The organism is Azoarcus sp. DD4, assembly GCF_006496635.1.
Classification (GTDB): Bacteria; Pseudomonadota; Gammaproteobacteria; order Burkholderiales; family Rhodocyclaceae; genus Azoarcus.
This window is the reverse complement of sequence record NZ_CP022958.1, coordinates 1,128,712-1,141,652: the sequence shown is the minus strand read 5'-3', so window position 1 is coordinate 1,141,652 and position 12,941 is coordinate 1,128,712. Positions and strand designations below refer to the sequence as shown.

The following is a 12,941-nucleotide window of genomic DNA, read 5'->3' as shown; positions in this document are numbered from 1 at the left end:
ACCATGCTGTTCCGCGCCGGCGAGCTCGATGAAATCATCGCCTCGCCGTCCGCCGACCTCGCTGGTGACGCCGAGCGCGCAGCCCTGATCGGCATTACCCCTCCTTTTCTCGACCAGCGCTTCGTGCTCAAAACGGGCAAGACCATGATCGGGCGCAGCGACGGGAACGACATCATTCTTCCCGACGGCAGCGTGTCCGCACAGCATGCCTGGATCCTGCACGAGGATGGCCGCTACCGGGTGATGAACATGCTGTCCACCAACGGCATCTACGTGAACGACACCAAGGAACACGACGCCCCCCTGACCGACGGCGACCGTCTCCGCCTCGGGCGTGCGGAGTTCGTGTTCCGCGCCGGTGCGCCGGCAGCGCCTGCCGCCACGCCTGCCGCCGCGACTGTTCCGCGCTGGGTCTGGGGTGCCGCCGGCCTGGTTCTCGGCCTGACCGTCGTCATCCTTGCCCTCTGAAGGCTTGCCGATGAAGCCCACCCTCGGGCGTCACACACTGCATGGCGAGCTCGGTCGCGGCGCGATTTCCGTCATCTACCGCGGCTACGACCCCGGCATCGGCCGCATGCTGGCGATCAAGACGCTGCGCCCCGAGTACGTCGCGCGCGAGGACTATCGCGAGCGCTTCCTCGCCGAAGCGCGCATCGCCGGCACGCTGTCGCACCCTGGCATCGTCACCATCTTCGACGTGGGCACGACCGACGGCGAACCCTTCATCGCCATGGAACTGCTGCGCGGACCGACGCTGGCAGCCCACGTCCGGAAGCGCGGACGCCTGCCCCTGCGCACGGTAATCCGCATCGCGACACAGGTGGCCGACGCGCTCGATTACGCGCACCGCCATGGTGTCGTGCACCAGGACATCAAGCCGGACAACATCGCGGTCACCAGCGCCAGCGGCAATGTCAAGGTCATGGACTTCGGCATCGCCCGCCTGCGCCGCACCGCGAAGCCGGGGGGCGACGCCGGCAACGGCATACAGCCGGTGGCGGGCACGCCGCAGTACATGTCGCCGGAGCAGATACGCGGCAAGGGCATAGATGGCCGCAGCGACCTCTACGCGCTGGGCGTGGTGCTCTACTGGCTGCTCGCGGGCCGAACGCCGTTCGAAGCCGACGACGTCGACGTGCTGCTGCGCAAAATCCTCAACGACGCCCCGCCACCGCTCAAACCGCTCGATCCGGCCACGCCCGACGCCTTGCTCGACGTGGTCCGCACCCTGCTTGCCAAGGATGCGGCCGAGCGCTACCAGAGTGGCAGCGAACTGATCGAAGACCTGCGCCGCATCGACGACGCGCTGGCCGAGCGCGAGGACGCCTGGGCCGGCCGCCGCATCATCCCGATCCGCGTACGATGGACGGCCGTCATGGGCCTGCTGGTGGCACTGACCGTCACCCTCGGCCTCGGCGTCGTCTATTACAAGCAGAACCAGGCAATGCAACGTCTCGCCTTCGACTACGGCCTGACGCTCACCCACGTGCTGGCCGCCGAGAGTGCGGAAAACCTGCTGCTCGACGACCATATTGCCATGCAGGCGATGGTGAACGAGATGGCGCGCAATCGCGAAATCGTCGACCTCGCCATCAGCAATCGCAGCGGTCACGTCGTCGCCAGTACCGACAGCGCGCTGATCGGCACGGCGGCGATGTCGCCGCCAGCGGAACAGCGCCTGCTGCAGCGCGGTGCGCAGACCGTCTATGCGGCGTCGGACAGCGAGGGGAAGTCCTTCTTCCTGTTCGAGTCACCCATCCAGTACGAGCGCCACGAACTCGGCCGGCTGAAGGTCGGCCTTTCCACCGACAGCCTGGCAGCCACCAATCGCACCACGCTGATCGCGATGATCGCAGTGATGCTGGTCACGCTGCTGGCGGTGTTCATCGGCGCCTACATGCTGTCGCGCCGCCTCGTGGTACCGATCGAGACCCTGCGGGCAGCGCTCGTACGCATCGGCCAGGGCCGTTTCGACACCCGCATCCGTATGCACCGCAGCGACGAGTTCGAGCGCGTGTTCGCGGCCTGCAACACCATGGCCGATTCGCTCGAAGCCCGCATGCTGATCGCACGCTCGTCCGGACCAGGCTCCGCCCGCCATGACAGGCGGACGCCGGCCATGGCGGAGCCAGAGCCGACCGAATTCGTGCCCTGAACGGCTCAGGAGGCGTCGAGCGCGTTCAGGCGTCGCTTGAGCTCCAGCGCCCGCGTGCGGTAACCGCGCGCCGGCTCGAACCCCGGGTCCAGCTTCAGTGCCTTGTCCCACAGCGCAATCGCTTCGTCGAGCTGCTGGTTGCGGTAACGCACCACAGCCACCTTGTGGTACTCGGCCACGAGCACCCCGCGCAGGGACGCGCGATGGCGGCGCGCCGGTTCGAGCTCCGGTTCCTGCGCAAGGGCCTGCCCGAAGGCCTCGTAGGCCGCCTCGTGCTGGCGCCGCTCCATCAGCGCGATCCCCCGCTGCTGCTGCGCCACGGCCATTGCCCGACGCGCCATCGGATCCAGCCAGGCATTCCAGGCACCGTTGCCCGGGGCGTCGGCACGCGCCTGCTCGATCGCCGCAGCGGCTGTATCGCCCCGCCCGGCGGCGAGCTCGACCTCGATCCGGCGGCGATGGACTTCCTCACGTTCGCCCGCCGATCCTGTCGGCGCCGGCAGGGCTTCGCCGCCGACATCGACCACCTGGGCCTGGGACATCCTGGCAGTCGGGACCTTCAAGGTCTGTCCCGCAGCCAGCGTCCTGGCGCGATCGATCCCGTTGTAACGCGCCAGCGCAACGAAGCGCAGCGGGTCGCCCAGAAAGCGGCCCGCCAGCGCGCCCATGGTATCGCCGGGGCGCACGGTGTAGGTGGTGTGGGTTTTGCCCAGCAATGCGACCGGATCGGTGTCGATCTGCTGCAGCAGGCTCTTCGCCGTCGCGTTGGCCGGCTCCCGCTTCAGATAGGCGACCAGCGCCTCCCGCGCCGCTACCAGCTGACCATCCTGCAAGCGTTCAATGATCCAGCGCAGGTCGCGTGCCACGACCGTCTTGCCGGCGTCATCGTCCGTGGCGGCAGCGCTGTTTGCCGCCTCGCTGTGCGTGGGGGAGCCGGTGCCCTGGTCCGACGACGGGAGACCGGCGCAAGCGCCGGTCAGCAGCGCGATCATGATCAGGAAGGTGCGTTGTGTGCTGTGCATGCTCAGTGAAACGTGATCAGTGGAAAATCTGCGTCAACGCGACGACGAGTGCCACGCCCAGCGCGCCGAACAGCGGCCACAGCTGGCGCAGGCGTAGTCCGGCGGTTGCGCGCTCCGGCTGCAGCACCGCCACGGTGACGTTGTCGCCCTCGGCCCCGCCACGCGCCGCAGCAAGCGCCGCCCATTGTGCGCAGCCCGCCGCCGCATCGTCCGCCTGCAGCAGCCGCGCCATCTCGTCAGTAGCGACGCTCGCCCAGAAACCATCGGTACACAGCACGAACGCGGTGTCGGCGGCGATCCCCATCCGTCCGTGGGTGGCCCTCGGCGGCTCGTCGCCGCCCAGGCCGCGCAGCAGCTTGTTGCGTTCGGGGTGATCGGCGACTTCGGACTCGAGGAGATCGCCGATGCGGATCAGGTGCTGGACCAGGGTGTGATCCTCGGTACGACACACCAGACGACCGTCGCGGAACAGATACACCCGGCTGTCGCCCACGTGCACCCACCAAGCGCGCCCCGGCGTCACCAACAACGCTGCCAGCGTGGAATACGGATCCAAGCCTTGCGCCTGCCCGCGGCGGCGGATCTCGGCGTGAGCCTGCTGGCAGAGCGCCTCCAGAAAGCCGGCCGGCTGACGGGGCGCGCCCTGCAGGTCGTGCCACATCCGCTCGGCGACATCGATCACCGTGCGTGCGGCAAGCTCGCCGCCTTGATGGCCACCCATGCCGTCGGCCACCACCAGCAGATGACTGCTGCCGTCGCGGCTCGTCAGGCAGACCGCCCGGTCCTGCTGTTCGGAGCGCCCGCCGATATGACTTTCGCATGCCGCCCGCCGCTCTGCCCGCCTCATCCTCCCCTCCGGGTTCTCGCATGTTCTGCGGCCGCCAGTCCGGTCAAGGGTATTGCACCGGAACTGTGCGGCCGTGCCGTCGTCATGACGATATCACGCCCGGCGATCGCTCAGCTGCGGTAGTCCGCGTTGATCTTGACATAGTCGTAGGAGAAGTCGCAGGTCCACACGGTGGCTGCGGCGCCACCGCGGGCGAGGTCGATACGCACCGTCAGTTCCGCTTCCTTCATGATGCGGGCACCGTCCTCCTCGCGGTAGCTAGCTGCCCGCCCGCCGTGCTCGGCCACCAGGACCGACTCCGCCGGACTGCCAAGCCAGACCCGGAGTGTGCTCACGTCCAAGTCGGCAATACCGGCGTAGCCAATCGCGGCGAGGATGCGCCCGAGGTTGGGGTCGGACGCGAAGAAGGCGGTTTTCACCAGCGGCGAATGCCCCACCGCGTAGGCCACCTTGCGGCACTCGTCGCGATCCTTGCCGCCTTCGACTGCGATGGTCATGAACTTGGTGGCACCCTCGCCATCGCGCACGATGGCCTGCGCCAGACGGATCGACACGTCGACCACCGCATCGCGCAGCTTGCGGTAGTCGGCCGATGCGGCGTCGACGATTTCCGTGTTGCCGGCCCGACCGGTGGCGATCAGGATGAAGGAATCGTTGGTCGACGTGTCGCCGTCGACCGTGATGCTGTTGAAGGAAAGGTCGGCCGCCTCCCTCACGAGCTGGTCGAGCAGCGCCTGGCTGACCGCCGCATCGCAGGCGAGATAGCCGAGCATCGTCGCCATGTTCGGCTTGATCATGCCGGCGCCTTTGCTCATGCCCGTCAGCGTGACCTTGCGGCCGCCGATCTCGACCGTGCTCGACACCGCCTTGGCCAGGGTATCGGTGGTCATGATCGCGTGCGCGGCGTCGAACCAGGCGTCCGCACGCAGATCGGCCACTGCGCGCGGCAAGCCGGCGACGAGACGATCCACCGGCAGCGGCTCGAGGATCACGCCGGTCGAGAACGGCAGCACCTGATTGGCGGCAACGCCGAGCTGGGCGGCCAGCGCCTCGCAGGTGGCACGCGCATTGGCCAGCCCGGGTTCGCCGGTGCCGGCGTTGGCGACGCCGGTGTTGATCACCAGCGCGCGGATCTGCGCCTCCTGCAGGTGGGCCTTGCACAGCTGCACCGGCGCAGCACAGAAGCGGTTGGTGGTGAATACGCCGGCCACGCGGGAGCCCGGCACGAGCTCGATCACGGTGAGGTCGCGGCGGTTGACCTTGCGGATGCCGGCTTCGGCCACGCCCAGGCGCACACCGGCAACCGGCAGGAGATCGGCGGGATTCGGGGTATTCAGATTGACTGCCATGCGGAGGTCTCCGGACTGAGGAATGCGACCGACAGCAGGTCGGCCGGAAATTGCGAGCGCCCGATCATAGCGGATTCAGGCGCAACGATTATTGTTGCCGGGCGCCCGGGACGTTGCGGGCGACAGCGAGCGAAACCTGCTGACTGAAAAGCAGCAGGCTATCGACGCTGTCGCGGTCGATTGCAGAGCGTGCATGCGGCCGATCGGCGTAGAACAGACCGATGGCGCGGCCCTGCGCAAGTATCGGGGCGATACAGGCAAAGCGCGCGCCGCTTACCGCCTCCAGCCGGCCTGCGTCGATGCCGGCCGGCGTCGAACCCGGCCCGAGATTCAGTACCCTGGGATTGCGGAAAAAAGCGTTGAAGACATCGTCGGCCACCTGATCGAGCGTGAAGATGAAGCGTTGCGACAGGCTCTCCGCGCCCTGGCCCAGCGCGGCCTTGCCCACCAGCTGCTGCCGGTTGGGCGTCAATAGCGCAAACAGCACGCGCTCGAAACCGACTGCCCGGTAGATGCCTTCGAGCACCATTTCCAGCACCTCGCCGAGCGTCGCCCCTGCCGCGATGCGACCGGAGACTTCGCGCAGGATGCGCAGTTGAAGCAGGGGGTCAGCCTCGCCGACTTCGTCTGCCGCGGCGGTGTCGACCGCAGTCGGAATCGGCACCGGAATCAAGCGGCTGGCCTCACCTGCACCATAACAGGCAGCAATGCGCGCGGCCTCGGCCGCACTGCTCGCGAGGGCTTCGCGCACCACATCGTCGGGCTCACCCGTGAAGCCGGCGAGACTTTCGACCAGCGGCGCCACGGCGGGACTGTCCCAGCCCTTTTCCACTGCCGCCGCCAGCCGGTGGGCGAGCAGCACCGCCTGCTCCTCGACGCCGGGTCGCGACCTGCCTTCCAGGACGTCCACCAGCAGGCTGCCAAGCCGCCATTCCCGCGCCAGGCCAAGCGAGAGCTGGCGCAGGTTGAAGCCGAGCGCGGTCTGCTGGGCCTCGTCCGGCGTCAGCGTGCCGGCGGCGAGCAGCGCATCGAGCCGCTGCGCGACGCCGCCGCCGAAGCACCAGAAAGCCATCTCGCCCACACGCGCCAGCAGCGCGGCGATGAACACCTCCTCGCCAACGCGCTCCTTGCGCAACTGCAACAGGGCGCGTGCCTGTACCGCGGCATGAAAGCACCGCGCCATCTCCGCAACCACACGCTGGCGCACGCCACCGGCGAGCAGCGCATCGACCAACACGACACCGATGGCGATCTCGACCACGACGTTGAAGCCCAGCACCACGATGGCGCGGCTGATCGTGCTGATGGGCTGGCGGGTCGGGTTGTAATAGGCGCTGTTGGCCAGCTTGAGCACCTTGGTGGTCAGCGCCGCGTCCTGCAGGATGACTTGGGCCAGACGGCCGGCCGACGCCTGCTCGTCACCGGTCACGCGGTGGACAGCCGCCACCGTGGCGCCGAAGGCCGGCATCTCCTGCTCTCGGATGTGCACGACCCAATCCTGCGGCGCCCGGGGTTCGCGCGGCGACGCCGCAGCTTGCCCCGGGCCGGCACGCGGCCCGGCCTTGTCTTCTGGTTTGTTCGCCATGTCCCCTCCCCGCCCCCCACAAGTAACAACGGCCCACACGGGGCCGTTGTTGACCTGTTGGCCGGCAGAGCCCGCGTTCAGCTCAGTTTGCCATGGCAATGCTTGTACTTCTTGCCGGAACCGCAGGGGCAGGGATCGTTGCGACCGACCTTGGGCCCGGGATTGCTCTGCGGCACCGCAGCTGCGCGATCCGCATTGGCCGCACCGAGCGCCTCGTCGTAGTCGGCGTGGTGGTACTGCACGTTTTCCATCTCGGGCGGCGCCTCGGCCTCTTCCAGTTGCGACTCGGTGCGGATCTGCACCGTCATCAGCAGCTTGGAGACGTCGCCGCGCACGGCGTCGAGCAGGGTTTCGAACAGCTCGAAGGCTTCGCGCTTGTACTCCTGCTTGGGGTTCTTCTGCGCATAGCCGCGCAGGTGGATGCCCTGGCGCAGGTGATCGAGCGCGGCCAGATGCTCGCGCCAGTGGGTATCCAGGCTCTGCAGCATGACGTTGCGTTCGAACTGGTGCCAGGCGGCACCGTCGACCTGCGCGACCTTGGCCGCGTAGGCCTGTTCAGCAGCATCGATGACGCGCTTGAGAATGGCTTCGTCGTCGAGGTTGGGCTCGGCCTTCACCCACTCGCCCACCGGCAGCTTCAGCAGGTAATCGGCAGCCAGGGCCTGCTCGAGACCGGCGATGTCCCACTGGTCTTCCACGCTGTCGACCGGTACGTAGGTGCGGAACAGGTCGTTCAACACGCCCTGGCGCATTGCCTGGATGGTCTCGGAGATATCCTCGGTTTCCAGCAACTCGTTGCGCTGCTGGTAAATGACCTTGCGCTGGTCGTTGGCGACGTCGTCGTATTCGAGCAGCTGCTTGCGGATGTCGAAGTTGCGCTGCTCGACCTTGCGCTGGGCGGACTCGAGCGAGCGTGTGACCATGCCGTGCTCGATCGCCTCGCCTTCGGGCATCTTGAGCCGGACCATGATCGCATTGAGCCGCTCCCCGGCGAAGATCTTCATCAGCGGGTCTTCCAGCGACAGGTAGAAGCGGCTGGAGCCCGGGTCGCCCTGGCGGCCGGAGCGGCCGCGCAGCTGGTTGTCGATGCGGCGCGATTCGTGCCGTTCGGTACCGATGATGTGCAGGCCGCCGGCCGCGATCACCTGCTCGTGCACCTTGCGCCACTCCTCGCGCATGGCCGCGATCCGGCCTTCCTTCTCGCTGGCGGGTACGCTCTCGTCGTCGCGCACCAGCGAAACCGGCTTCTCGATATTGCCGCCGAGGACGATGTCGGTCCCGCGACCGGCCATGTTGGTGGCGATGGTCACAACACCCGGCCGACCGGCCTGGGCGACGATCTGCGCTTCGCTATCGTGCTGCTTGGCATTGAGCAGCTGGTGCTCGATCTTGGCCTTTTTCAGCAAGTTCGAGAGGTATTCGTTGGTCTCGATCGAGGTCGTGCCCACCAGCACAGGCTGGCCGCGCTTGACGCAATCCTCGATGTCGGCGATCACGGCCTCCCACTTCTCCTTGGCGGTGCGATAGACCTTGTCGTTCTCGTCCTTGCGCACCATCGGCCGGTTGGTGGGGATGACCACCGTTTCCAGCGCGTAGATGTGATGGAACTCGAAGGCCTCGGTGTCGGCCGTGCCGGTCATGCCGGCCAGCTTGCCGTACATGCGGAAGTAGTTCTGGAAGGTGATCGACGCCAGAGTCTGGTTCTCGGCCTGGATGCGCACGCCTTCCTTGGCCTCGACCGCTTGGTGCAGGCCGTCGGACCAGCGCCGGCCGGCCATCAGCCGCCCGGTGAATTCGTCGACGATGACGACCTCACCGTTCTGCACCACGTAATGCTGGTCCTTGTGGTACAGCGCATGCGCCCGCAGGGCAGCGTAGAGGTGATGGACCAGCAGGATGTTGCCCGGCTCGTAGAGACCGGCGCCTTCCGGCAGGAGGCCCAGGCGCACGAGGATCTGCTCGGCATTCTCGTGGCCCTGCTCGGTGAGCAGTACCTGGTGGGCCTTGAGGTCGACGGTGTAATCGCCCGGCTCGGTGACATTGTCCTTGTCGTCGAGCCCGCCTTCCTGGCGCTTGAGCAGCGGCGCCACCTGGTTCATCTTGAGGTAGAGGTCGGTGTGGTCTTCCGCCTGTCCGGAAATGATCAGCGGCGTGCGGGCCTCGTCGATCAGGATGGAGTCGACCTCATCCACCACCGCGAAGTTGAGACCCCGCTGTACGCGCTCGTTGGTCGCATAGACCATGTTGTCGCGCAGGTAATCGAAGCCGAACTCGTTGTTGGTACCGTAGGTGATGTCCGCGCCGTAGGCCGCCTGCTTCTCGGCATGCGCCATGCGCGACAGGTTGCAGCCGGTGGTCAGCCCGAGGAAGCCGTAGATGCGCCCCATCATCTCGGCATCGCGGCTGGCGAGATAATCGTTCACCGTGATCACGTGCACACCCTTGCCGGGCAGCGCATTCAGATAGGCGGCAAGCGTCGCCACCAGGGTCTTGCCTTCGCCGGTACGCATCTCGGCGATGCGCCCGTCATGCAACACCATGCCGCCGATCAACTGGACGTCGAAGTGGCGCATGCCATGCACGCGTTTGCCCGCCTCGCGCACCACGGCAAAGGCTTCCGGCAGCAGATCGTCCAGCGTCGCGCCGTCGGCGAGCCGCTGACGGAACTCCGCGGTCTTGCCGCGCAGCGCCTCATCGGAAAGTGCCGAGATTTCCGGCTCCAGCGCATTGATCTTGCGTACGTTCTGGGAGTACTGGCGGATGAGACGGTCGTTGCGACTACCGAATATTTTCTTGAGCAGACCGGAGATCATGAGATGGGGAGGGACGTCGATTCGGCAAAGCGGCGAGTTTATCATGTCGGAGTTGACGCCCCTAAGACGGGTGCGCGATCGCCATATTCACTGGCACCGGACAGGCCCTCTTCTTACTCGCAGCCCTACCCCATGACCCGACTATTGCAACGCTATCTAGGCAGCGGCGACGCGCTGGCCCGTTTGCAGGACCACGCTGCCCGACTGCGCCGCCTGCAGGGCGTGCTGGAGCGTGGTCTGCCGGCCCAACTGGCGGGCGCCTGTCGCGTCGCCAACCTCAAGGACGAGATTCTGGTGGTCGCCGCCCAGGGCGGTGCGGTCGCGGCGCGCCTGAAGCAGATGGTGCCCAGCCTGCAGGCGCATTTCCTGCAAGCCGGCTACCCGCTGCAGGGAATCAAGGTGAAAGTGGCCACGCCGCAGGAAACGGTCTGGCGCCGGCCGCCACCGGAACGGCACATCTCGGCCGAGGCGCGCTCCGGCATCAGCGACTTCGCCGCCACCCTGCCGGCCGATTCACCGCTGCGCAAGGCACTGGAACGTCTGGCGCAGCGCAGCGGCTGACACGGCACGGCCCCGTCAGAGCGTAGGCGCGAGCACCCGCTCCAGCAGCAGCAAGGCAAAGAACACGAAGACCACCGCCACCCCGACACGGAAGGCCTTCCAGGCCCAGGCGCGGTAGCGTGGATTGCCGGTCAGCAGCCACAGCACCAGCGACCCGCCAATGGCGAGCACCGCGAACAGGATCGCGAGGCGCATGATCAGCATCGAATGAACTCGCGGCTTTACCGACGACGGATCAGGCAGCTGCCAGCACGTCGGCAGCGAACTGATGCGTCACCGCGGCCGGCGTGGCCGCATCCTGCTCGAAACTGACGATTTCCCAGGCCGACTTGTCCTCGAGCAGCACGCGCAGGATCTGGTTGTTGAGCGCATGGCCGGACTTGTGTGCCGAATAGGCAGCGAGCAGCGGATGGCCGCAGAGATAGAGATCGCCGATCGCATCCAGTACCTTGTGCTTGACGAACTCGTCGGCATAACGAAGCCCGTCGGCATTGAGCACGCGATACTCGTCCATCACGATCGCGTTCTCGAGACTGCCGCCAAGGGCTAGCCCGTTGGCACGCATGAACTCGACGTCCTGCATGAAGCCGAAGGTGCGTGCCCGCGCGATGTCGCGGATGTAGGAATGAGTTGCGAAGTCGATGCTCACCGAGGTCGAGGTGCTGTCGATCGCCGGGTGATTGAAGACGATGGAGAAATCCAGGCGGAAACCCTCATACGGTTCCAGCCGCACCCATTTGTCGCCCTCGTGGTATTCGACCGGCTTCTTCACCCGCAGGAAGCGCTTCGGCGCCTTCTGCTCCTCGATGCCGGCGGACTGCAGCAGGAAGACGAACGGGCCGGAACTGCCGTCGAGGATGGGGATCTCCGGCGCATCCACGTCGACATGCAGGTTGTCGATACCGAGACCGGCCAGTGCCGACATCAGGTGCTCGACGGTACCGACCTTCTGTCCGCCCTTCTCCAGCCCGGAACACATGCGCGTATCGCACACGGCGTACGGATCGGCAGGCAGGTCGAGCGGCGGGTCGAGATCGACGCGATGGAAGACGATGCCGTTATCCGGCGCGGCCGGACGCAGCACGAGATTGACCTTGCGGCCGCCATGCAGGCCGACGCCGGTCGCCTTGACCACGGATTTGAGAGTACGCTGCCGGATCATTTCTTGTTTTCCTTCATCACGCCAATAGTTTAGCACGCCCGTCCGCGGCTTCTGCAGTGCAGCAGATGGCTGCGGCGGCTATGGCCATGATAGGAAAAAACGACGGGCATCCCCGCGCGCGCCGGAGGCGGCGGCGCGCACGGGGATGCCCGTCGTGCAGCGAGCGAAGGCTCAGTCGGCCTGGCGGCGCAGGAAGGCGGGAATGTCGTAGTTGCCCATGCCATTGCTGGCCATCGCGTCGATGGTGGTGCGCGCACCGCCGCGGCCGTTGCGGAACACCTCCGGCATCGCCGGGTTGGTATCGATGCCGCCCATCGGGCCGTAGGTGCCGGTGCCCTGCACCACCTGCATGACCGGCTGGCGCGCCGCACGCGGGGTGCCGAGGCCGGTGGCGACCACGGTGATGCGGATACGGTCTTCCATGGCCTCGTCGAACACGGTGCCGTACTTGACGAAGGCTTCGGGTGCAGCAAAGGCCTGCACCGTCTTCACCGCGTCGCGCACTTCCGACATCTTCAGCGACTTGCTGGCGGTAATGTTGATCAGCACGCAGCGCGCGCCGGACAGTTCGGTGCCTTCGAGCAGCGGCGACACGGCAGCCTGCTCGGCGGCGATGCGGGCGCGGTCCATGCCGGAGGCTTCGGCGGAGCCCATCATCGCGCGGCCCATCTCGGCCATCGCGGTACGCACGTCCTGGAAGTCGACGTTGACCAGGCCCGGCACGTTGATGATCTCCGCGATGCCGCCCACGGCGGAGCGGAGCACGTTGTCGGCCGAACGGAAGCACTCTTCGAAACCGGCGTCGTCGCCGAACACGTCGAGCAGCTTGTCGTTGAGCACCACGATCAGCGAATCGACGTGGCGGGTCAGTTCCTCGACACCGCTTTCTGCGACACGGATGCGGTTCTCGAAGTCGAACGGCTTGGTGACCACGGCGACGGCGAGGATGCCCATTTCCTTGGCGATCTCGGCCACCACCGGGGCGGCGCCGGTACCGGTGCCGCCACCCATGCCGCCGGTGATGAAGCACATGTGCGCCCCCTCGAGCGCGGCAGCAATCTGCTCGCGCGATTCCTGCGCCGCGGCGCGGCCGGCTTCCGGCTTGGAGCCGGCACCCAGCCCGCTGTTGCCGAGCTGGATCTTGGTCGGCGCCAGGCAGCGCGACAAGGCCTGTGCGTCGGTGTTGGCGGAGATGAACTGCACCCCCTGAACACCCTCGCGGATCATGTGATCCACCGCATTGCCACCAGCGCCACCGATGCCGATCACCTTGATGATCGTTCCGGTCGGTTCTTTCTCAACGATTTCAAACATTTGCCTCGCCTCCATGATAAACGGCCCTGCTATTCACCGGGCACCCGACCGACCCATATTTAGTATTGACGGCAAAGTCTACTACTAAATCTGGAGCCGATGGCGGGTGCTCATTCAAAACGACCGGATGCCC

11 protein-coding genes are annotated in these 12,941 nt (G+C 66.7%); 3 read left to right on the top strand and 8 right to left on the bottom strand.

Annotated features, from left to right (window positions below; genetic code table 11):
- The first annotated feature begins 3 nt into the window (after positions 1-3).
- Positions 4-468 carry an FHA domain-containing protein gene (locus tag CJ010_RS05445; RefSeq protein WP_240794507.1) on the top strand — a complete coding sequence of 155 codons (465 nt, stop codon included), beginning with the start codon at positions 4-6 and terminating at the stop codon, positions 466-468.
- A 10-nt stretch (positions 469-478) separates the two neighbouring features.
- A complete protein-coding gene (locus tag CJ010_RS05440; RefSeq protein ID WP_141017098.1) occupies positions 479-2,155 on the top strand; it encodes a protein kinase in 1,677 nt (558 codons plus the stop codon).
- 5 nt (positions 2,156-2,160) lie between these two features.
- Here the strand turns inward: CJ010_RS05440 and CJ010_RS05435 are convergent, their stop codons facing one another.
- From CJ010_RS05435 to secA, 5 genes are all read right to left on the bottom strand, one after another.
- Positions 2,161-3,147 carry a LysM peptidoglycan-binding domain-containing protein gene (locus CJ010_RS05435; RefSeq protein WP_168224906.1) on the bottom strand — a complete coding sequence of 329 codons (987 nt, stop codon included), beginning with the start codon at positions 3,145-3,147 and terminating at the stop codon, positions 2,161-2,163.
- Between the two features lie 46 nt (positions 3,148-3,193).
- Positions 3,194-4,024, bottom strand: coding sequence for a PP2C family serine/threonine-protein phosphatase (locus CJ010_RS05430; RefSeq protein WP_141017096.1), 831 nt, complete (start codon positions 4,022-4,024; stop codon positions 3,194-3,196).
- A gap of 110 nt (positions 4,025-4,134) precedes the next feature.
- Entirely contained in the window at positions 4,135-5,373 is a 1,239-nt protein-coding gene (gene argJ, locus CJ010_RS05425; RefSeq protein ID WP_141017095.1) for a bifunctional glutamate N-acetyltransferase/amino-acid acetyltransferase ArgJ, read from the bottom strand.
- An 88-nt stretch (positions 5,374-5,461) separates the two neighbouring features.
- Positions 5,462-6,958, bottom strand: a complete 1,497-nt coding sequence (locus CJ010_RS05420) for an HDOD domain-containing protein (protein WP_141017094.1) — start codon at positions 6,956-6,958, stop codon at positions 5,462-5,464.
- 77 nt (positions 6,959-7,035) lie between these two features.
- Complete coding sequence (gene secA, locus CJ010_RS05415; protein WP_141017093.1) at positions 7,036-9,771, bottom strand: preprotein translocase subunit SecA; 2,736 nt, start codon at positions 9,769-9,771, stop codon at positions 7,036-7,038.
- 132 nt (positions 9,772-9,903) lie between these two features.
- Here secA and CJ010_RS05410 point away from each other — a divergent pair, with 132 nt between their 5' ends.
- Positions 9,904-10,332, top strand: a complete 429-nt coding sequence (locus CJ010_RS05410) for a DciA family protein (RefSeq protein ID WP_141017092.1) — start codon at positions 9,904-9,906, stop codon at positions 10,330-10,332.
- A gap of 15 nt (positions 10,333-10,347) precedes the next feature.
- Here the strand turns inward: CJ010_RS05410 and CJ010_RS05405 are convergent, their stop codons facing one another.
- The 3 genes from CJ010_RS05405 to ftsZ all read right to left on the bottom strand — a co-directional run bounded on the left by CJ010_RS05405 (position 10,348) and on the right by ftsZ (position 12,808).
- A complete protein-coding gene (locus CJ010_RS05405; protein ID WP_141017091.1) occupies positions 10,348-10,536 on the bottom strand; it encodes a hypothetical protein in 189 nt (62 codons plus the stop codon).
- A gap of 31 nt (positions 10,537-10,567) precedes the next feature.
- The gene (gene lpxC / locus CJ010_RS05400) at positions 10,568-11,494 is read right to left on the bottom strand and encodes a UDP-3-O-acyl-N-acetylglucosamine deacetylase (protein ID WP_141017090.1); all 927 of its coding nucleotides are present in this window, start codon (positions 11,492-11,494) and stop codon (positions 10,568-10,570) included.
- Between the two features lie 171 nt (positions 11,495-11,665).
- Positions 11,666-12,808: a cell division protein FtsZ gene (gene ftsZ, locus CJ010_RS05395; RefSeq protein ID WP_141017089.1), complete on the bottom strand. Its 1,143-nt coding sequence runs from the start codon at positions 12,806-12,808 to the stop codon at positions 11,666-11,668.
- Positions 12,809-12,941: the final 133 nt, after the last annotated feature.